Below are 19,248 nucleotides of genomic sequence, written 5' to 3'. Positions count from 1 at the left end.
CGCCATGACCGCGCAGCTCTTCTCCACCGTCCTCGTCGCCAATCGTGGCGAGATCGCTCGCCGCGTGATCCGCACGCTCCGCCGGCTGGGCATCCGCAGCGTCGCCGTCTACTCGGACGCTGATGCCGACGCGCCGCATGTGCGGGAGGCCGACGAGGCGATCCGGATCGGCCCCGCCGCAGCGGCCGCCTCCTACCTCGACATCGGGGCGGTGGTGCGCGCCGCCGTCGAGACGGATGCGCAGGCGATCCATCCCGGCTACGGCTTCCTCTCCGAGAACGCCGCTTTCGCCCAGGCATGCGCAGCTGCAGACATCGTCTTCGTCGGCCCAGGGGAGCGCGCGCTCGACGTCATGGCCGACAAGATCCGCGCCCGCGACCACGTCGCCGCTCGCGGAGTGCCGATCGTCCCCGGCTTCAGCGCTGCGGGGCTCTCTGACCTGGAGATCGTGACGGCGGCGGGAGAGGCGGGTCTGCCCCTGCTCGTGAAGCCCTCCGCGGGCGGCGGCGGCAAGGGCATGCAGGTCGTGCGCACCCTCGGTGAGCTTCCCGATGCGCTCGCGACAGCGCGACGGGTCGCCGCGGCGAGCTTCGGCGATGACACCCTGCTGCTGGAACGTCTCGTCGAGCGTCCGCGGCATATCGAGGTGCAGGTGCTCGCGGACGCCCACGGAACGGTGATCCACCTGGGCGAGCGAGAGTGCACGCTGCAGCGCCGGCATCAGAAGGTGATCGAGGAGGCGCCGTCGCCGACGATCGACGCGGAGACCCGTCGAAGGCTCGGCGAGGCCGCGTGCGCGGCCGCGGCCTCGGTGGAGTATCGCGGGGCGGGGACCGTCGAGTTCCTCGTGGCGGCGGACCGGCCGGACGAGTTCTTCTTCATCGAGATGAACACACGACTGCAGGTGGAGCACCCGGTCACGGAGCTCGTGACCGGCATCGACCTGGTCGAGCAGCAGCTGCGTATCGCGGCAGGCCATCCACTCGCCCTCACCCAGCAGGAGGTGACGATGAGCGGGCACGCCGTCGAAGCGCGGGTGTACGCGGAGACGCCTGCGCGCGGCTTCCTGCCCGCGACCGGCGAGGTGCTGCTGTGGGCCCCGGCCACCGACGTCCGGGTGGACGCCGCGATCGAGACCGGGAGCACGGTGACCGCCGACTACGACCCGATGCTCGCGAAGGTCATCGCGCACGGCGACGACCGGGATGAAGCGCTGCGACGGCTCGATGCCGGGCTCGCGGCCACCATCCTCCTCGGCGTCGAGTCCAACATCCCCTATCTGCGTGACCTGCTCGCCGATCCCGCGGTGGTCGCGGGCGACCTCGACACCGGGCTCATCGACCGCCGCCCGCCGTTCGCGGACCCGGCGCCGAGTGCGGGCGGCCTTGCTGCTGCGGCGCGTGTCGTACGGGATCGGCGTGCGGCGGAGGCCGCCGGAGGAGCGGAGCCTCATGCGCACGCCTCTCCGCTGTGGACCTCTCGGCACGGGTGGCGGCTGAACGCGGAGTCCGTCGTGCCCGAGGTGTCCTTCGCGTTCGGCGAGACGGTGCTGACCGCTGCGGCAGGGGAGGGACCCCCGGAGGACGTCACCGCAGCCGTCGGCACCGACGGCGTGGTGTGGGTGCACGCCGAGGGTCGTGCGACCGCGCTGACACCCCTCACCCGCCGCGAGGCGGCGAATCGCAGGCTCGCTCGCCGGGAGCGTGCCGCGGGCGGAACTGATCCGGTCCTTCGCGCCCCGATGCCGGGAGCGGTCGTCGCCCTGCACGTCATGGACGGCACGACGGTGAGAGCGGGAGCGCGGATCGTGTCGATCGAGGCGATGAAGATGGAGCACCCCGTGCTCGCCTCGCACGACGGAACGGTGCGATTGCGGGTCACGATCGGAGACCAGGTACGGCGCGATCAGATCGTCGCCGCCATCGACAGTCAGGAAGAGACCGAGGAGGAGCAGCCGTGATGATCGACATGAGCCCCGAGGAGCGTGAGCTCGCCGGAATGGTCCGGGAGTTCGCCGACACCGTCGTCGCCCCGCAGTCCTATGAGGCCGACCGCACCCACACCCTCCCGATGGACGTCGTTCGTCAGATGGGCGAGCTGGGCCTCTTCGGCCTGCCGTTCCCCGAGGAGCACGGCGGGCAGGGTGGCGACTACTTCGCGCTCTGTCTCGCGATCGAGGGGCTCGGCCGGGTCGACCAGTCGATCGCCATCACCCTGGAGGCCGGGGTCAGCCTCGGCGCCATGCCGGTGTTCCGGTTCGGGACGGAGGCGCAGAGGCAGGAGCTGCTCCCTGCGCTGCTCTCCGGGCAGGCCCTCGCCGGCTTCGGCCTCACCGAGCCCGAGGCGGGAAGCGACGCCGGCGCGACCAAGACGACCGCGCGGCTCGACGGCCGAGAGTGGGTGATCAACGGCTCCAAGCAGTTCATCACGAACTCCGGCACCTCGATCACGCGCTTCGTGACGGTCACCGCGGTCACGGGCGAACGGGAGGTCGAAGGGAAGGTCCGGAAGGAGATCTCGACGATCATCGTCCCCAGCGGGACACCGGGGTTCACCGTGCAACCCGCCTACGACAAGGTGGGATGGCATGCGTCGGATACACATCCGTTGACCTTCGACGACGTGCGGGTGCCGGAGGAGAACGTGCTCGGTGAGCGTGGTCGCGGGTTCGCGAACTTCCTCAGCATCCTGGACGAGGGGAGGATCGCGATCGCGGCGCTCGCGACCGGTGCCGCGGAAGGGTGCCTCGAGGCGGCCGTGGACTACGCCAGGAGCAGGATCATCTTCGGCAGCGCCCTGAGCACCCGCCAGAACGCGCAGTTCACCCTCGCGCGCATGCGTGCCAGGGTGCATGCCGCACGGCTCGCCTGGCACCACGCGGCGCGCCTGCGTGACGCGGGGGAGCCGTTCGCCGAGCAGGCGGCGATCGCCAAGCTCGTCGCCGGCGAGGCGGCGATGGACAACGCCCGCGACGCGACCCAGATCTTCGGCGGGAACGGCTTCATGAACGAGTACCCGGTGGCTCGCCACTACCGCGACTCGAAGATCCTCGAGATCGGCGAGGGGACCACCGAGGTGCAGCTGCTCGTGATCGCCCGTGCGCTGGGCCTGGCCGGGTAGCGTGGCGGATATGACCGACATCGTCCAGCGGGGTCTGTACTACGAGGAGCTCGAGCTCGGTGCCCGTTACCTGCACCGTCCTGGCCGGACGGCCACCGAGGCAGACAACGTCCTGTTCACGACCCTCACGATGAACACCCAGGCGCTCCATCTGGACGCCGCCTTCGCAGCGGAGCAGAAGCCCTTCGGGCAGCGTCTGATGAACTCCATGTGGACGCTCTCCACCATGGTGGGCTCTTCGGTCGCTCAGCTGACGCAGGGGACGCTGGTCGCTCAGCTGGGTCTCGGCGACATCGCCTTCCCTCATCCTCTCTTCGCGGGCGACACGCTCTACACCGAGAGCGTGGTCACCGAGAAGCGCCTGTCCTCGTCTCGCGAGGGCGAGGGGATCTGCACGTTCGCGCACACGGGGCGGAACCAGGACGGGATCGTCGTCGCGACCGCGTCCAGAACCGTGCTCGTCCACCGGCTCCCGGACGGGGAACGACGATGACCGCTGCTGAGCCGACACCGAGGGACCACCCCTCCGAGGGCTCAGCTCCCTGGGAGCGAGGGCCCGCGCTGCTCTTCTGTCCCGCGGATAGGCCGGATCGCTACGCCACGGCGTCCGTGCGCGCGGACGCCGTGATCATCGACCTGGAAGACGCGGTGCTGCCCGACGCCAAGGACTCCGCGCGTCTCGCGCTGGCGTCCGCGGACCTGGATCCCGCGAGCACCATCGTCCGGATCAACCCGCTGGGCACAGACGACGCCGACGCCGATCTCCGTGCGCTGGCGGGGACCGGGCTCCGGTGGGTGATGGTCGCGAAGGCAGAGCAAGCGTCGTCCTTCGACGTCCTGGATGAGCGGTACCGGGCGATCGCGCTGTGCGAGACCGCCCTCGGTGTGCAGTCGGCTCCGGAGATCGCCCGGCATCCGCGGGTGGCGGCGCTCATGTGGGGCGCGGAAGACCTCGTCGCCTCGCTCGGCGGCATGTCCAGCCGTCGCTCCGACGCGGGCTATCGCGACATCGCCCGGTTCGCGCGTGCGCGCGTGCTGCTCGCCGCGGGGGCTGCGGGCAAGGCCGCGATCGACGCGGTCCACCTCGACATCGACGACCTCGACGGGCTGTCGACGGAGGCCGAGGACGCCGCAGCCTCCGGTTTCCGGGCGACAGCCTGCATCCACCCGAAGCAGGCGCCGGCGATCCGCGAGGCCTATCGGCCCGCCGACTCCGACATCGCCTGGGCCTCCGACGTGCTGGCCGCGGCCGAGAGCGAGGCAGGGGTCTTCCGGTTTCGCGGACGGATGATCGACGGGCCCCTGCTGCGACACGCCCGCGCCGTCCTCGCCCGTGCGGGACGCTGACTCGGACGGGTCAGACGCCGATGGGGTCGAGCAGCCGGAGCTCGCCTCTATCGGCGACGAAGCGGTGCACCGATCCATTGCGCAGCGGCTCGCCGTCGCGGGGGAGGGCGCCGCCGGAGACGTGGAGCAGGAGGGCGCGGATGACGCCACCGTGACTCACGACCACGATGGACTCCGTGCGGGGACTCGATCGCCGGCGAGCCGCGCGGGCGATGCGGTCGATCGAGTCGAGGGCACGGTCGCGAACGGCGTGCATCGTCTCCGCCCCCGGCACCTCTGCATGCCAGTCCCCATATCGCTCCAGGTAGTCAGGGACGGACATGCCCTCCGCCTCGCCGAACTCGCGCTCGCGCAGCCCCCGCGTGAGCGCAGGCGCAGCCAGTCCCAGCTCCGCGGCGATGATCCCCGCGGTCTCCTGCGCACGCCGTAGCGGGCTGGCGTAGACCGCGTCGTGCGCGTCGCGGGCGAGCGCCTTCGCCGCTGTGCGGGCGTCCTCGCGTCCCGTCTCGTTGAGGGGGATGTCGGTCGACCCTTGGATGCGGCGAGCGAGGTTCCAGTCGGTCTGGCCATGTCGGACGAGGGTGATGAAGGTCACGCGAGAAGCTCCTGAAGGGCGGGAAGGACGTCGCCGGTGCGGCCGGCGACGGTGGCATCGGCCCAGACATCGGCCCTGGTCGGCTCGAGGTTGACGATGACGAGGGGAAGGCCGCGACGGCGCGCACGCTCGATCACGCGGATCCCGGAGTTCACGACAAGCGAGGAGCCGGCCACGAGGAGGGCGTCGCATGAGGCGATGAGCGCCTCGACCACGCGGAAACGGTCGCTGGGGACGAACTCGCCGAAGAAGACGACATCGGGCTTCAGCATCCCTTCGCACACGGTGCAGGTGGGCAGGACGAAGCCGTCGGTGCTCTCCGGGGCGACATCCCCGTCGGGACGGAGGACGACGTTCTCCGGGACGGTGATCCAGGGGTTGCGAGCGTCGATCTGCTCCGCGATCGCACCGCGGTCGTATGCCTGCCCGCAACGGAGACAGGTCACACCGCGCATCGTGCCGTGCAGCTCGACCACCCGCGACGACCCCGCTCGCAGATGCAGTCCGTCGACGTTCTGGGTGACCACTCCGCCGGTGACGCCGGCACGCTCGAGGGCGGCGATCGCGCGATGGCCGGCATTGGGCTCGGCAGAGCCGAAGGAGCGCCAGCCGAGGTGTCCGCCGACCCAGTAGCGCCGGCGTGCAGTGTCGGAGGCGAGGAAGTCCTGCACCGTCATCGGCGCGCGACGCGGGGTCGATCCCTCTCCGCGGTAGGCGGGGATCCCCGACTCCGTCGAGATCCCCGCTCCGGTGAGGAAGGCGATCCGCCGTCCGTGGAGCACCCGCGCGGCGTCGGCGATCTGCGTGCGCATCTGCGCCGAGACTGTGGACACGGAACCTCCCTCCGCGAGTCTAGAGGGCACCTGCGTACCGAGGCTGGGAGGGTGGACGGGTGAACATCGTGCCTCTCGACGACCCGGGCGATCTGCGTCTGGACGACTACCGCGGTCTCACCGACACGGCGCTGCGGCAGCGGACGGAGCCGAAGGGCGGGTTGTACATCGCCGAGTCCGCGAAGGTCATCGCCCGTGCACTGGCCGCGGGACACCGGCCTCGCTCTGTCCTGGTGCAGCGGCGCTGGTTGGATGGGATCGTGGCGTTCCTCGCGAGCACGCCCGACACCGCTGCGGTGCCCGTGTACCTCGTGCCGGACGATGTCGCCGAGGGGGTGACCGGATACGCGGTGCATCGCGGCGCTCTTGCCGCGATGCACCGGCCGGATCAGCCCTCCGTCGAGGAGCTGATCCGAGACGCGAGGACCGTGCTCGTGCTCGAGGACGTCCGGGACCACACGAACGTCGGTGCGGCGTTTCGGGCCGCGGCCGGGCTCGGGGCCGACGCCGTTCTCGTCTCGCCGGGCTGCGCGGACCCGCTCTACCGGCGCAGCGTCCGTGTGAGCATGGGGACCGTCTTCCAGGTTCCGTGGGGCCGCTTCGCGAGCTGGGAGGCGCTGTCCGACACGCTGACGGATGCGCGGTTTCTCCTCGCCGCGCTCGCGCTCGACGAGGACGCGGTGTCGCTCGATAAGTTTGCGGCCGCCCGACATGAGCGCGTCGCCCTGGCCTTCGGCACGGAAGGCGACGGCCTCTCCGCACGGGCGCTCGCGATCGCCGACGCGACCGTGGCGATCCCGATGGCGGGCGGGGTGGACTCGCTCAACGTCGCGTCCACGACGGCGGTGGCGCTCTGGGCGCTCCGCCATCCACCGGGATCCTGAACGCTCGCCGTGAGGCCGCTCGCCCCGGGCGACGCGGCGTCAGTCAGAGACCCTGCTTCTCCGAAGGGTCGGCCGTCGGCAGCACGACGGGCGCCGGAGCGGGGCGCTTCGCCTCGATGTGATCGCCGGAGGACTGGTGCCGGAGACGGCGGAGCACCCACGGCACGAGATACTCGCGTGCCCAGACCAGATCGCCCGCCGCCGCCTCCCGCCAGCTCCGCCCCGGAAGCGGGTCCGGCTCCCTCTCCTGGAGGTCGTTCGGCACGTTGAGCGCGCGCAGCACCATACGGGCGACCTCGTGATGACCGAGCGCGTTCATGTGGAGACGGTCGTCAGCGAAGAAGCGCGTGTCCTGGATCACCTTGAGCCCCCACTGATCGGCGACGATACAGTCGTGCCGGTCCGCGATCGCCCGCACGTTCTCGTTATAGATCGCGACCTTGCCACGGAACGGGCGGAAGACAGGCGTGAAGTTCGTGTCGATGCCGGTGAACAGCACGACGGCCGCTCCCGTGCGGGACAGCCGGGTCACGGCGTCGTCGAGGAGGTTCGCGATCTCATCCGGATCCGTCCCCGGTCGGATCACGTCGTTGCCGCCCGCACAGATCGAGATGAGGTCGGGGTTGAGGGCGATCGCGGGCTCGACCTGCTCGTCGCTGATCTGCCGAATGAGCTTCCCGCGGACCGCGAGGTTGGCGTAGGCGAAGTCGTCGACCTGGGTTGCGAGCACCTCGGCGACACGATCGGCCCACCCGCGGTGGCCGCCGGGAACGGAGTCGTCGGGATCGCCGATGCCCTCGGTGAAGGAGTCGCCCACAGCCACGAAACGACGCCACGGATGCGCCGTGTCGTTGGGGACGAAGGGGCTGCGGGGCGGTTCGTGACCGGTCATGGGACCTCCTCGGGCGTGCCGGCGACGCGGTGTGCCGCATCGCGCTGACGAGCCTATCCCTCGAAGGCGACGGACGCCCGCAGCGCGGAGCCCCGAGGTCCGCTGCCTCGTCTATCGTGGAGTCCCATGCTCTCTCCTTCCTTTCCTCAGCGCGCGCCCTGGGGCACCGCAGACAAGCTGAGGGCGTGGCAGCGAGAGGCATTGGAAGAGTACTTCGCCGCCGATCGGCGTGATTTCCTCGTGGCGGCGACTCCGGGTGCCGGCAAGACGACGTTCGCGCTCACGCTCGCGGTCGAGCTGCTCCGGATGCGCGAGGTCGACCGCGTGATCGTCGTCGCCCCGACCGAGCATCTGAAGACCCAGTGGGCCGACGCCGCCTCCCGCGTGCACATCCGCCTCGACCCGCGGTTCCGCAACAGCCACTGGGCGCCCTCGCGGGAGTATCACGGCGTGGTCGTCACCTACGCGCAGGTCGCGGCGAAGTCCTCGGTGCACCGGCATCTGACCGAGTCGGCGCGAACGCTCGTGATCCTGGACGAGGTGCACCACGGCGGTGACGCGCTGAGCTGGGGCGATGCGATCCGCGACGCGTACTCTTCGGCCCGCCGGCGTCTGCTGCTCTCCGGCACGCCGTTCCGCAGCGACACCGCGCCGATCCCCTTCGTGGAGTACGCGCCGGATGAGTCGGGGGCTCGGATATCGCAGACGGACTACCGCTACGGCTACGGGCGTGCGCTGGCGGACGGCGTGGTCCGTCCGGTGCTGTTCCACATGTATGCGGGCAAGATGCGGTGGCGGACGAGCGCGGGGGACGAGCTCGAGGCGCATCTCGGGCAGGACAACACCAAGGACGTCACCGCACAGGCATGGCGAACGGCCCTGGACCCGGAGGGGGAATGGATGCCGGCCGTGCTGTCGGCCGCCGATCGACGCCTCACCGAGATCCGACACCATGTGCCGGACGCCGGCGGCCTCGTGATCGCGACAGATCAGGCGGTCGCGCGCTCCTATGCGGTGATCCTTCGCGAGCTCACGGGCGAGCGGCCGACCGTCGTGCTCTCCGACGAGGCCGAGGCCTCGCGACGGATCGAGTCGTTCAGCGCGGGGACGAGCCGGTGGATGGTGGCCGTGCGGATGGTCTCCGAGGGCGTGGACGTGCCGCGGCTCGCGGTCGGCGTGTACGCGACCTCCTCGTCGACGCCGCTGTTCTTTGCCCAGGCGATCGGCCGTTTCGTGCGCGCCCGGCGCCGCGGCGAGGCAGCGAGCGTGTTTCTGCCCAACGTGCCCGTGCTGATGAAGCTCGCGAACGAGATGGAGAGGCAGCGTGACCACGCGCTGGACCGCAAGACGAAAGAGGAGGACAGCCTCGACGACGCTCTGCTGGACGCCGCGAACCGGGAGGAGGAAGCCTCCGATGCGCTCACGCAGGAATACAGTTACCAGGCGATCTCGTCACTCGCTCACTTCGATCGCGTCGTGTTCGAGGGAAAGGACTTCGGACAGCTCGCCGAGCCGGGAACGCCGGAGGAGGAGGAGTTCATCGGTTTGCCTGGCCTCCTCGAGCCGGAGCACGTGCACGAGCTCCTCCTGCAACGGCAGGCGAGGCAGTCCCGACTCCGAGAGGCGCGAGAGGCGCAGGCAGGACCGGAACAGGCCACCACGCTCCCCGCACCACTGCATCGCACGCTCAAGGAGCAGCGTCAGCTTCTGAACAGCCTGGTCGGGCTCTACGCGCGTCAGACGGGGGAGCCGCACGGGGCGGTCCATGCCGAGCTGCGACGTCTCTGCGGCGGCCCGGCGGTCGCGCAGGCGACCGTCGCGCAGCTGCAGTCGCGGATCGAGGTGCTCCGCCGTCGAGTCCGCTCCTGATCCGGCGAGAGACTGCCTCTGCACCGTTCGGGCGGAGTGCGCCCTTCTGATGAGGGAACCCGAAATGCTGTCAATCCGCGTCCTGACGCGGATCCTCGGTGGGCGCGTCGATAGCGTGGAAGGTGCAGGAGAACGGCGCCGGAGGACGGCGCGCACGATAGGGAGCCCATGACGACGATCCATGAACCGACAGATGCGGACCGCCGCCGCTGGGCGCGCTATCTCGTCGAGGAACGGGCTGAGGGCCGGGTGTACCAGCGTCTCGCCGAGCGGCGGACCGGCGAGGAGCAGGAGATCCTGCTGTCGCTCGCCGAGGCGGAGCGGCGGCACGAACTGCACTGGCTGGAGCTGCTCGGGGAGGAGCCGACGAGGCTGCCGCGGCCGGGCCTGCGCTCCCGTCTCCTCGGATGGATGGCGGGGCGCTTCGGCTCGATCTTCGTGCTCGCGCTCGCGCAGAACGCCGAGGCACGATCTCCCTACGACGCCGAGGTCTTCGCCACGCCGGCCATGCGGGCGGACGAGAAGGTCCATTACGAGGTGGTCCGCGGCCTGGCGGCTCGCGGCCGACGGCGGCTCTCCGGGTCGTTCCGAGCCGCGGTGTTCGGTGCGAACGACGGACTCGTGAGCAACCTCGCGCTCGTCATGGGGATCGGTGCCACGGGGGTCGGGAGCGGCTTCGTGCTCTTCAGCGGCATCGCCGGCCTCCTCGCCGGCGCCCTCTCGATGGGGGCGGGGGAGTTCGTCTCGGTGCGCTCCCAGCGGGAGCTCCTCGCGGCGACGGAGGCGAACGACGACGCGGCGGCCTCAGCGGGCGACCTCGACATCGACGAGAACGAGCTCGCCCTCGTCTACCGCGCCCGTGGCGTCGCGGCGGAGGAAGCGCTCACGAAGGCCAGGCGCGTGGTGGCGGCGGCGAAGCTGGGCGCCCGTCGGACGGTCACCGGACCGATCCATGCGGCCGGCTCGCGGGGGGCCGAGCACGACGTGGTCGGAAGCGACTGGGGAGCCGCGATCTCGAGCTTCCTCCTCTTCTCCTCGGGCGCGATCATCCCCGTGCTCCCGTGGATCTTCGGCCTTCAAGGCCTGGCCGCGGTCGTCACGGCACTCGTGCTCGTCGGCATCGCCCTCATGAGCACGGGGGCGATGGTGGGCATCCTGTCCGGCGGGCCGCCGCTGCGGCGGGCTCTTCGCCAGCTCGCCATCGGATTCGGGGCCGCGGCCGTGACGTACCTGCTGGGCCTCGTCTTCGGCGTCGGCGCCGCCTGACAGACGGAAGAAGGCGGCCCCTTCCGGGACCGCCTTCTTCTGTCTGTGCGCGAGGGGGGACTTGAACCCCCACGCCCTATGCGGGCACTAGCACCTCAAGCTAGCGCGTCTACCTATTCCGCCACCCGCGCTGGTGTTCGGTCGTTGCCAACCGAAGATCGAGATTAGCACGTTCTCCTGGCTCGCTCGAACCGATCCCTCCGCCCGGGCGCGTCGAAGGCTTTCGCTACGCTGGGGGCATGCCTGCCCCCGAACACGAACTCCCGGAAGTCGCGAGCCTGGCCGCGGAGCTCATCCGGTTCGACACCTCGAACTTCGGAGGCGGCGACGCGCGAGGCGAGCGGGAGGCCGCAGAGTTCGTCGGCGCGTATCTGGAAGGGCTCGGGCTGTCCGCGGAGTATTTCGAACCGGTTCCGCGTCGCACCAACGTCATGGCCAGGGTGCCGGGCCGGGACCGTGGCAAGCCGGCCCTGGTCGTCCACGGCCACCTCGACGTCGTCCCAGCCATGGCAGATGACTGGTCCGTCGATCCGTTCGCGGGCGTCGTCAAGGACGGCATGCTCTGGGGGAGGGGAGCGGTGGACATGAAGAACATGGACGCGATGATCCTCACTGCTGTCGCTGACCTCCTTCGCGCCGGTGAGCAGCCCGAACGCGATCTGATCCTCGCCTTCTTCGCGGACGAGGAGAACGGGGGCGTGGAAGGGTCGGCTCTTGTCGTCCGTGAACGGCCGGAATGGTTCGCCGGCGCCACCGAGGCGATCAGCGAGGTGGGCGGATACTCGATCGACGTCGCAGGCCACAGGGCGTATCTGCTCCAGACCGGGGAGAAGGCCCTGATGTGGATCCGCCTCGTGGCACGAGGACGCGCCGGACACGGCAGCCGCCTGCACCAGGACAACGCGGTCACCCGGCTGGCCGAGGCGGTCGCGGCGATCGGGCGGACGCGATGGCCTCTGCGGCTGACGCCGACGACGCAAGAGCTCCTTGACCGGCTCAGCGTGCTCACTGGGCTCTCGGCCGAGGATCCCGACACCCTGGCCGCGGCGGCGGGCCCGGCGGAGGCCTTCCTCCGCTCGACCTTCCGGACCACGACGAACCCCACGGTCCTCTCCGCGGGATACAAGCACAACGTGATCCCTGAGCGCGCGGAGGCGCTCGTCGATGTCCGCGTTCTCCCCGGGACGGAGGACGCCGTCCTCGCTCAGCTGCAGGAGATCGTCGGGGAGGACGTCGAGATCGAGATGATGGTCCGCGACATCGGGATGGAGACGCCGTTCGAGGGAGACCTCGTGGATGCCATGGTCGGTGCGCTCGGTCGCCACGACCCCGGTGTCCCGGTGATCCCCTACCTGCTTGGCGCGGGGACCGACAACAAGGCTCTCGCGACGATCGGCATCACCGGATACGGCTTCGCCCCGCTTCGACTGCCGGCGGATCTGGACTTCACGGGGATGTTCCACGGGGTGGACGAACGAGTTCCCGTAGAATCGCTTGTCTTCGGGCAGCAGGTGCTGGCCGACCTGTTCCGGACGTACTGACGGCACCTGCCCGCGGACGTCCTCGCTCGACCGAAAGCCCGCGCAATGCATCTGCTCGAAGCCCTTTTCCTCGGCCTGGTCCAGGGACTCACCGAGTTCCTTCCGATCTCGTCCAGCGCGCATCTGCGCATCGTCGGCGCCTTTCTGCCGTCGGCGGAGGACCCAGGCGCCGCCTTCACCGCGATCACCCAGATCGGCACCGAGGCGGCCGTCGTCGTCTTCTTCTGGCGCGACATCGTGAGGATCATCAAGCACTGGTCCCTTGCATTGGTCGGCCGGCTCCCCCGCAACGACCCCGACGCCAGGATGGGTTGGCTGATCATCATCGGGAGCATCCCGATCGTCGTCCTGGGACTGTTCTTCCAGGAGCAGATCGAGACGGTCTTCCGCTCGTTGTGGATCGTCGCGATCATGCTCATCGTGTTCGGCGTCCTGCTCGGCATCGCCGACGCCGTCGGCGCCAAGCGCCGCAAGCTCCAAGAACTCACCGTCCCGCACGGTGTCGTGTACGGCTTCGCGCAGGCGCTCGCGCTCATCCCCGGGGTCTCCCGCTCGGGCGGCACGATCACCGCGGGGCTCTTCATGGGCTATGAGCGAGCAGCCGCCGCGCGCTACGCCTTCCTGCTTGCGATCCCCGCGGTCTTCGGCTCGGGCGTCTTCCAGCTCGTGAAGAGCCTCGACGAGCCGACGGTGTTCTCACCCGGTGAGACACTGGCCGCCACCGGCGTGGCATTTGTGGTGGGTCTCGCCGTGATCGCCTTCTTCATGAAGTGGATCTCGAAGAAGAGCTTCCTGCCGTTCGTGATCTACCGGATCCTGCTCGGCGTGACCCTCCTCGTGCTGCTGGGCACCGGGGTCGTCGCCGCCTGACCCGTCGAGGAGCGGCGGGCCCCACGGCGCTCAGCGCTTGTGGTCGCCGGGGCCGTCGCCGTCTCGGCGCAGATAGCGCTCGAAGGCCTGGGCGATCGCGTCGCCCGACGCCTCAGGCGAGTCCCAGGTGTCTCTCGTGCGCTCGAGCTGCTGGATGTACTCGGCCATGTCTTCGTCCTCGGCGGCCGCGGCGTCGATCGATGCCTCCCAGGCCGCGGCCTCGGTGGCGAGCTGACCGCGAGGGACGTCGACGTCGGCGATCTCCTGCAGCCGGTCGAGGAGGGCGAGGGTCGCCTTGGGGGACGGCGCGGCTGAGGCGACGTAGTGCGGGACGCTGGCCCAGAGGCTGGCCGAGGGGATCCCCGCCGTCTCCGCCGCGTGCTCCAGCACGCTGAGGATCCCGACCGGCCCTTCGTATGAGGACCTCTCGAGGTCGAGGACACCGCGGACGTCCTCGTTCTCGCTCGAGGCGAAGACCGAGATCGGGCGCGTGTGCGGGACGTCCGAGAGCATCGCGCCCAGGCTCACGAAGCCGGTGACGTCGTCGCGGAGGGCGACGTCGATGAACTCGGCGGCGAAGGCCTGCCAGGCACGAGCCGGCTCTACCCCGGTGAGGAGCCAGAACCGCGTGGCCTCGCTCTCGTCGCGCGGTCGCCACATCTCTGCGCGAGGCCAACGAAGCCGCCGGACGCCGTCAGGGTCCATGCCCACCGCAGGCCGGGTGTACTGGTAGTCGAAGTACGACTCGGGGTCGACGGCGTGGACGAGCTCGTAGTCGCCGCGGCTTCGCAGCAGCCCCACCGCCGAGGTCGCAGCCTCGCCGGCGTCGTTCCATCCGTCGAAGGCGGTGACCACGATCCGGGGTCCGAGTGCCTGCACTACGCTCCTCTCCGCGCCGCGGGTGCGGCGTCGAATCCTTCCAGGGTAGCCGTCTGTCCGTACGCGAGGGCGGGTTCGTCAGGCCCTCCCGGCTACGATGGATCGGTGACTCAGCTTCCCCGCGCCGTCCTCTGGGACATGGACGGAACCCTCGTCGACACCGAGCCCTATTGGATGGCCGCGGAGATCCCGCTCGTGGAGTCCTTCGGCGGCACGTGGACACATGAGCAGGCGCTCACCCTCGTGGGGAGCGGCCTGGAGGACAGCGCCCGCATCCTGCAGGCCGTCGGGGTGGACATGGGTGTGGGGGAGATCATCGATCACCTCACTGCCGAGGTCAGGCGCCAGCTCGCCACCCTGGGGGTGCCCTTCCGGCCCGGTGCACAGGAGCTGCTCCGAAGCCTGCGCGATGCGGGCATCCCCACCGCGCTCGTGACGATGTCGATGCGGCGGATGGCTGAGGACATCGTGTCGCTGATCGACTTCCCGTCCTTCGACCTGATCGTGGCGGGAGACGACGTCGATCGCCCGAAACCGCACCCCGAGGCCTATCTCAAGGCGTCGACGGAGCTGGGCGTCGATCCGATGCACACGGTCGCTCTCGAGGACTCACCCACAGGCCTGCGCGCGGCCGTGTCCGCAGGGACCGTCGCCATCGGCGTCCCGCACCTCGTCGCGCTCGACGACGCGGGCGCGCACGAGCTCTGGCCGAGCCTGTCCGGTCGCACGCCGGAGGATGTCGCCACGCTGTACCGGCGGCATCGCCCTGCGTCCGCGCCGTCGATGAGCCTGGCAGCAGACCGAGGAGATCACGCGTGAGCGCCGTCCGACCGAGTGGCCCGTTCCGCGAGGGCGATCGCGTCCAGCTCACCGGCCCCAAGGGGAGGATGCACACCATCACGCTCCGACAGGATGGCGAGCTGCACACCCACCACGGCGTTCTGCGCCACCGTGATCTCATCGGACTTCCGGACGGATCCGTCGTCGCCAACAGCTCCGGCAACGAGTACCTCGCTCTGCGCCCGCTTCTGCGCGACTTCGTGATGTCGATGCCTCGAGGAGCGGCGATCGTCTATCCGAAGGATGCCGCGCAGATCGTGACGCAGGCCGACGTCTTCCCCGGGGCGACGGTCGTCGAGGCCGGGGTCGGCTCCGGCGCGCTCTCGCTGTCGCTCCTCCGGGCGATCGGGGACGACGGCCGACTGCTCTCCTTCGAGCGGCGCGAGGACTTCGCAGAGGTCGCACGCGCGAACGTGGCGACCTTCCTCGGCGAGGTCCCGTCGCGCTGGGACGTGGTCGTCGGCGACCTCGTGGACGCGCTCCCCTCGGCGATCCCCGCAGGCTCCGTCGATCGGGTCGTGCTCGACATGCTCGCGCCCTGGGAGTGCGTCGACGTCGTCGCCGACGCACTCGCTCCGGGCGGTGTCGTGCTCTGCTACGTCGCCACCGCCACGCAGCTCTCACGAGTGGCGGAGTACATCCGGGGGACCGGATCGTTCACGGATCCGGAGGCGTCGGAGACCATGGTGCGAGGATGGCACGTCGAGGGCCTCGCGGTTCGCCCCGACCATCGGATGGTCGCACACACGGGCTTCCTCATCACTGCGCGTCGCCTGGCTCCCGGCGCGATCCCTCCCGATGTCAAGCGCCGCGCCACGAAGAAGGCGTCGTACGGAGACGAAGACGTCGAGCAGTGGACTCCTGGCGCGGTCGGCGACAGGGAGATCACCGACAAGAACCTCCGCAAACGTGTCCGCGAGGCCCAGCGCGCGGCAGACGGCGCGCGACTCGCCGCGGGCTCACGCGCCGACGAGACGGTGTCGCCGGACGTCGCCGGGGAGACATCGGCCTAGACTGGGGTGCGTGCGTAAAACTGCCGCTGCCCTGGTCACCCTGAGCCTCGCCGCGCTCGCTCTCGCCGGATGCGCGAGCGGCCCGTCCTTCGACGGGGCGGGCTGCGAGACCCCCGGCGCCGGTGGTCTCGCCCAGGTAGCGACGGTCAAGGGCGAGCTGGGCAGCAAGCCGGATGTGACTCTCCGCACCCCGGTGAAGGAGAAGAAGGTCGTCGTCGAGAACGCGATCACGGGCTCCGGCCGCGCCATCACCGCGGGAGATCAGCTGCTCGCGATCGACGTCTCCCTCTACAGCGGCACCTCCGGCGAGGAGCTGGTGGCGACCGAGTACAACGGCGATCTCTCACGTCTCTCGAACGTCAACTCCTGGAAGGCTCAGGTGCCGGGCATCGCGACCGCTCTCATGTGCGCCACCGAGGGCTCTCGAATCGTCGCTGGGATCCCTGTGGCCGACCTCGGGGACCAGACGGCTACCGGCCTGAAGGTCTCCGACGGGGACACGGTGATCGCCGTGGTCGACGTGATGAAGGTCTACCTCCCGCACGCAGAGGGAGCGCTGCAGTACAACGACGCGCTCGGTCTTCCGACCGTCGTCCGTGCACCCGATGGCCGTCCCGGCATCATCGTCCCCGATGCCAAGGCGCCGACGGGGCTCGTGACGCAGACGCTCGTCAAGGGCGACGGCGAGAAGGTCACGGGCGACCTGCCGGTCCGGGTGCACTACACCGGCGTGACGTGGGCGGAACGGAAGGTCTTCGACAGCTCCTGGGGCAAGAACCCTGTGCGGCTGGACCTCGCGCAGGTCGTCCCCGGCTTCGCGGAGGGGCTGAAGGGTCAGACGGTCGGCTCGCAGGTGCTCATCGTCATCCCACCGGACCAGGGATACGGCGACGCCGCAGCCGGCACGATCCCGGCCAACTCGACGCTCGTCTTCGTCGTGGACATCCTCGGCGTCGACTCGAACACCCCCTAGGAGGACGGTGGCCGCGAAGATCCCGCCTGAGGAGCGCCTGACCAACCTGGTCGTGGCGCTCATGGCCACGGAGATCGGTCTCACCAAGCAGCAGATCCTCGAGAACGTTTCCGGCTACCGGCAGCGCCAGGAGTCGGGGACACGTTCAGACGCGCTGGAGAAGATGTTCGAGCGCGACAAAGAGGACTTGCGTGCGCTGGGCATCCCGATCGAGATGCTCGGCGACCATGCCGACCCGAACGACCTGCGGGAGGCTCGTTATCGCATTCCGAAGGCGGAATACGATCTGCCCGTCGACATAGAGTTCACCCCGGCAGAGCTCGCCGTGCTGCGGCTGGCCGGGAGTGTCTGGAGTGAGGGCTCGCTCTCCGGTGAGGCACAGGCCGGCGTCCGCAAGATTCGCGCGCTGGGCATCGATGTGGACGAGCCGATCATCGGCTTCGCGCCACGGATCACGGCGCGGGACGCCGCCTTCGCGCCGCTCCAGGATGCGATCGAGCGCAGCGTCACGGTGAGCTTCGACTACCTCAAGCCGGGCGAGGAATCACCGCGGCGGCGGCGTGTCCAGCCCCTCGCGCTGCTCGACTACGAGGCTCGCTGGCACGTCTTCGGGATCGACCGGGACGCCGAGGGGGAGCGGATGTTCCTCCTCTCCCGAATCGTTGGCGACGTCACGACGACCGCCGACACGTTCCCTGCCACGCTCCGAGAGGGAGCGGGGGAGCGGGCGCTCGCGAGCCTGGAGGCCGTCGCCGCCGCTCACACCGCACTGCTCGAGATCACTCCGGGCACAGAGGCGTCGCTGCGTCTGGGACGTCGGGCGGCCCCGGCGGCCCAGGGAATCCGTGTCCCGTACGTCGACCTGCACATCCTCGCCGACGAGCTCGCCTCCTACGGTCCGGAGGTGAGGGTGGTGGAGCCTCCGGAGCTCCGCGACGCCGTGATGAGCCGGCTCAAGGCCGTGGTCGCGGCACATGCCGCACCGGTCTCCGGGGAAGAGGGGAGGAGACGATGACCGCACGCAAGCCGCTTCTGACCTCGGATCGGGTCCGCGCCTACCTCACTCTGGTGCCGTATCTTCTCGAGCGCGGTGAGGTCTCCCTGGCCGAGGCCGCTGCCGACTTCGACGTCCCCGTCGCCACGATGCGGTCGATGGTGGAGAAGCTGACGCTCATCGGGCTACCGGGCGACGAGGGCTACTGGCAGCAACATCAGGAGCTCTTCGACATCAACTGGGATCTGCTCGATGAGCAGGGCGTCATCGAGATCACCAACGACGTCGGCCTACGGCGCGCCCCGAGACTGACCGCGAGGGAGGCGGCGGCGCTTCTCGCCGGGCTCCAGCTCGCCGCGGCCGTGCCCGCCGTCGCCGAGTCCGGCGTCATCTCCGGCCTCATCGCCAAGCTCTCTCGGGGGGCGGCCGGACTCCCCGCCGACGTCATCGTGGCACCGGGCCCGGTCGACGAGGTGCGCACGCTGGTCGCTCGCGCGCTTCAGGACCAGGTCGCCGTCTCCTTCTCCTACCGGGCGCCCGACGCGCCGTCCACGACGCGCACGGTCGATCCGGTGAAGGTTCTCATCACCAACGGCCAGTGGTATCTGCAGGGTTGGTGTCATCTCCGCCGGGCGATGCGGACGTTCCACCTCGACCGGGTCAGCGAGCCTCGGCTCACCGACATCCCGATCGAGCACGGCGAGGATCCGGTGCCGGAGCTCTTCGCCGTCGGCTCGGAGGACGGTGAGGCGACCGTGCGTCTCCCGGAGGGGATCGCGCCGCTGCTCCGCGACTATCTGGACCGAGCCGCGGATGTCACGGTCTCTGACGGTGTCGTCACAGCTCGGCTGCGCATCGGCGACCCGCTGAGCCTGAAGAGGCTGGCCGGGCGATGCGGCGGGCGACTCGAGGTCCTGGAGCCCCTGTCGGCGCGAACCGCAGCCCGGGAATGGGCGGCGGCAGGACTCGCGCTGTACAACGGTGACTCTCAGGGTTCAGCAGGGTAGACTGTTCGGAACTCACTGAGGGGAATTTCTTATGTTCGCTGGACTGAACGGATGGCATCTGCTCATCCTTCTTGCCGTGATTCTGCTTCTGTTCGGCGCGGCGAAGCTCCCGGCGCTCGCAAAGAGCATGGGACAGTCGGCTCGCGCCTTCAAGGGCGAGATGAGCGCGATGAAGGAAGAGGACGAGGCGCGGGCCAAGCTCGAGGCCGAGAAGACGGGAACGACCGAGGGCTCCACGGCGGCGGGGACGGCGACGTCCAACCCGTCGTCTGAACAACGACCCAGCTGACGCTCGTGGCAGCCATCGACGCTGCGGTCTCGGGTC

The 19,248-nt window shown here is 69.9% G+C and carries 19 protein-coding genes and 1 tRNA gene; 15 read left to right on the top strand and 5 right to left on the bottom strand.

The genetic code is table 11. The features are described from left to right. Positions 1-4 precede the first annotated feature (4 nt). From ACP15J_RS02030 to ACP15J_RS02015, 4 genes are read left to right on the top strand one after another with little or no spacing between them, the layout of a single operon-like run. Positions 5-1,960, top strand: a complete 1,956-nt coding sequence (locus tag ACP15J_RS02030) for a biotin carboxylase N-terminal domain-containing protein (RefSeq protein WP_424935701.1) — start codon at positions 5-7, stop codon at positions 1,958-1,960. Then, entirely contained in the window at positions 1,960-3,120 is a 1,161-nt protein-coding gene (locus ACP15J_RS02025; protein WP_424935702.1) for an acyl-CoA dehydrogenase family protein, read from the top strand. The genes ACP15J_RS02030 and ACP15J_RS02025 overlap by 1 nt, the downstream gene beginning before the upstream one ends. A 10-nt stretch (positions 3,121-3,130) precedes the next feature. After that, positions 3,131-3,613, top strand: coding sequence for a MaoC family dehydratase (locus ACP15J_RS02020; protein WP_424935703.1), 483 nt, complete (start codon positions 3,131-3,133; stop codon positions 3,611-3,613). Further along, entirely contained in the window at positions 3,610-4,467 is an 858-nt protein-coding gene (locus ACP15J_RS02015) for an HpcH/HpaI aldolase/citrate lyase family protein (RefSeq protein WP_424935704.1), read from the top strand. The genes ACP15J_RS02020 and ACP15J_RS02015 overlap by 4 nt, the downstream gene beginning before the upstream one ends. A 10-nt stretch (positions 4,468-4,477) precedes the next feature. Here the strand turns inward: ACP15J_RS02015 and ACP15J_RS02010 are convergent, their stop codons facing one another. Next, entirely contained in the window at positions 4,478-5,062 is a 585-nt protein-coding gene (locus tag ACP15J_RS02010) for a histidine phosphatase family protein (RefSeq protein WP_424935705.1), read from the bottom strand. Then, on the bottom strand, positions 5,059-5,874 hold the full coding sequence (locus tag ACP15J_RS02005; protein WP_424980870.1) for a Sir2 family NAD-dependent protein deacetylase: 816 nt from the start codon (positions 5,872-5,874) through the stop codon (positions 5,059-5,061). The genes ACP15J_RS02010 and ACP15J_RS02005 overlap by 4 nt, the downstream gene beginning before the upstream one ends. An 80-nt stretch (positions 5,875-5,954) precedes the next feature. On the opposite strand from ACP15J_RS02005, the gene ACP15J_RS02000 reads away from it, so the two are divergent. After that, the gene (locus ACP15J_RS02000; RefSeq protein ID WP_424980828.1) at positions 5,955-6,779 is read left to right on the top strand and encodes a TrmH family RNA methyltransferase; all 825 of its coding nucleotides are present in this window, start codon (positions 5,955-5,957) and stop codon (positions 6,777-6,779) included. Between the two features lie 43 nt (positions 6,780-6,822). Here ACP15J_RS02000 and ACP15J_RS01995 read toward each other — a convergent pair whose 3' ends face one another. Next, complete coding sequence (locus tag ACP15J_RS01995) at positions 6,823-7,671, bottom strand: SGNH/GDSL hydrolase family protein (protein ID WP_424935708.1); 849 nt, start codon at positions 7,669-7,671, stop codon at positions 6,823-6,825. A 126-nt stretch (positions 7,672-7,797) separates the two neighbouring features. On the opposite strand from ACP15J_RS01995, the gene ACP15J_RS01990 reads away from it, so the two are divergent. Beyond that, positions 7,798-9,540 carry a DEAD/DEAH box helicase gene (locus tag ACP15J_RS01990; protein WP_424935709.1) on the top strand — a complete coding sequence of 581 codons (1,743 nt, stop codon included), beginning with the start codon at positions 7,798-7,800 and terminating at the stop codon, positions 9,538-9,540. A gap of 168 nt (positions 9,541-9,708) precedes the next feature. Then, positions 9,709-10,806, top strand: a complete 1,098-nt coding sequence (locus ACP15J_RS01985) for a VIT1/CCC1 transporter family protein (protein ID WP_424935710.1) — start codon at positions 9,709-9,711, stop codon at positions 10,804-10,806. 46 nt (positions 10,807-10,852) lie between these two features. On the opposite strand, the gene ACP15J_RS01980 is transcribed toward ACP15J_RS01985, so the two are convergent. After that, positions 10,853-10,937, bottom strand: a tRNA-Leu gene (locus ACP15J_RS01980). Between the two features lie 108 nt (positions 10,938-11,045). On the opposite strand from ACP15J_RS01980, the gene ACP15J_RS01975 reads away from it, so the two are divergent. Beyond that, positions 11,046-12,347 carry a M20/M25/M40 family metallo-hydrolase gene (locus ACP15J_RS01975; RefSeq protein WP_424935711.1) on the top strand — a complete coding sequence of 434 codons (1,302 nt, stop codon included), beginning with the start codon at positions 11,046-11,048 and terminating at the stop codon, positions 12,345-12,347. 45 nt (positions 12,348-12,392) lie between these two features. After that, positions 12,393-13,217, top strand: coding sequence for an undecaprenyl-diphosphate phosphatase (locus ACP15J_RS01970; protein ID WP_424935712.1), 825 nt, complete (start codon positions 12,393-12,395; stop codon positions 13,215-13,217). Positions 13,218-13,247: 30 nt separating this feature from the next. On the opposite strand, the gene ACP15J_RS01965 is transcribed toward ACP15J_RS01970, so the two are convergent. Then, positions 13,248-14,096: a PAC2 family protein gene (locus ACP15J_RS01965; RefSeq protein WP_424935713.1), complete on the bottom strand. Its 849-nt coding sequence runs from the start codon at positions 14,094-14,096 to the stop codon at positions 13,248-13,250. A gap of 138 nt (positions 14,097-14,234) precedes the next feature. Here ACP15J_RS01965 and ACP15J_RS01960 point away from each other — a divergent pair, with 138 nt between their 5' ends. Genes ACP15J_RS01960 through tatA form a run of 6 tightly spaced genes read left to right on the top strand, consistent with a single transcriptional unit; the run spans position 14,235 to position 19,212 of the window. After that, positions 14,235-14,915, top strand: a complete 681-nt coding sequence (locus tag ACP15J_RS01960; RefSeq protein ID WP_424980869.1) for an HAD family hydrolase — start codon at positions 14,235-14,237, stop codon at positions 14,913-14,915. Then, complete coding sequence (locus ACP15J_RS01955; protein WP_424935715.1) at positions 14,912-15,949, top strand: tRNA (adenine-N1)-methyltransferase; 1,038 nt, start codon at positions 14,912-14,914, stop codon at positions 15,947-15,949. Before ACP15J_RS01960 ends, ACP15J_RS01955 begins: the two co-directional genes overlap by 4 nt. Before the next feature lie 10 nt (positions 15,950-15,959). After that, positions 15,960-16,922: an FKBP-type peptidyl-prolyl cis-trans isomerase gene (locus ACP15J_RS01950; protein ID WP_424935716.1), complete on the top strand. Its 963-nt coding sequence runs from the start codon at positions 15,960-15,962 to the stop codon at positions 16,920-16,922. Positions 16,923-16,929: 7 nt separating this feature from the next. Beyond that, a complete protein-coding gene (locus ACP15J_RS01945; protein WP_424935717.1) occupies positions 16,930-17,937 on the top strand; it encodes a helix-turn-helix transcriptional regulator in 1,008 nt (335 codons plus the stop codon). Further along, positions 17,934-18,923, top strand: coding sequence for a helix-turn-helix transcriptional regulator (locus tag ACP15J_RS01940; RefSeq protein ID WP_424935718.1), 990 nt, complete (start codon positions 17,934-17,936; stop codon positions 18,921-18,923). The genes ACP15J_RS01945 and ACP15J_RS01940 overlap by 4 nt, the downstream gene beginning before the upstream one ends. Positions 18,924-18,954: 31 nt before the next feature. Next, entirely contained in the window at positions 18,955-19,212 is a 258-nt protein-coding gene (gene tatA / locus ACP15J_RS01935; RefSeq protein WP_197220690.1) for a twin-arginine translocase TatA/TatE family subunit, read from the top strand. Positions 19,213-19,248: the final 36 nt, after the last annotated feature.

The sequence above is a fragment of the Microbacterium sp. S308A+ genome, from assembly GCF_049800815.1.
Lineage (GTDB): Bacteria > Actinomycetota > Actinomycetes > Actinomycetales > Microbacteriaceae > Microbacterium.
Note: the sequence above shows the minus strand (reverse complement) of the source record. Positions and strands in the feature narration are given on the sequence as shown.

What these genes read in the sequence shown, in the direction of transcription:
- ACP15J_RS02030 (WP_424935701.1), top strand. Translation starts at nt 5, where the DNA reads ATGACCGCGCAGCTCTTCTCCACCGTCCTCGTCGCCAATCGTGGCGAG.
- ACP15J_RS02025 (WP_424935702.1), top strand. Translation starts at nt 1,960, where the DNA reads ATGATCGACATGAGCCCCGAGGAGCGTGAGCTCGCCGGAATGGTCCGG.
- ACP15J_RS02020 (WP_424935703.1), top strand. Translation starts at nt 3,131, where the DNA reads ATGACCGACATCGTCCAGCGGGGTCTGTACTACGAGGAGCTCGAGCTC.
- ACP15J_RS02015 (WP_424935704.1), top strand. Translation starts at nt 3,610, where the DNA reads ATGACCGCTGCTGAGCCGACACCGAGGGACCACCCCTCCGAGGGCTCA.
- ACP15J_RS02005 (WP_424980870.1), bottom strand. Translation starts at nt 5,874, where the DNA reads ATGCGCACGCAGATCGCCGACGCCGCGCGGGTGCTCCACGGACGGCGG.
- ACP15J_RS01995 (WP_424935708.1), bottom strand. Translation starts at nt 7,671, where the DNA reads ATGACCGGTCACGAACCGCCCCGCAGCCCCTTCGTCCCCAACGACACG.
- ACP15J_RS01990 (WP_424935709.1), top strand. Translation starts at nt 7,798, where the DNA reads ATGCTCTCTCCTTCCTTTCCTCAGCGCGCGCCCTGGGGCACCGCAGAC.
- ACP15J_RS01985 (WP_424935710.1), top strand. Translation starts at nt 9,709, where the DNA reads ATGACGACGATCCATGAACCGACAGATGCGGACCGCCGCCGCTGGGCG.
- ACP15J_RS01975 (WP_424935711.1), top strand. Translation starts at nt 11,046, where the DNA reads ATGCCTGCCCCCGAACACGAACTCCCGGAAGTCGCGAGCCTGGCCGCG.
- ACP15J_RS01970 (WP_424935712.1), top strand. Translation starts at nt 12,393, where the DNA reads ATGCATCTGCTCGAAGCCCTTTTCCTCGGCCTGGTCCAGGGACTCACC.
- ACP15J_RS01960 (WP_424980869.1), top strand. Translation starts at nt 14,235, where the DNA reads ATGGACGGAACCCTCGTCGACACCGAGCCCTATTGGATGGCCGCGGAG.
- ACP15J_RS01940 (WP_424935718.1), top strand. Translation starts at nt 17,934, where the DNA reads ATGACCGCACGCAAGCCGCTTCTGACCTCGGATCGGGTCCGCGCCTAC.
- tatA (WP_197220690.1), top strand. Translation starts at nt 18,955, where the DNA reads ATGTTCGCTGGACTGAACGGATGGCATCTGCTCATCCTTCTTGCCGTG.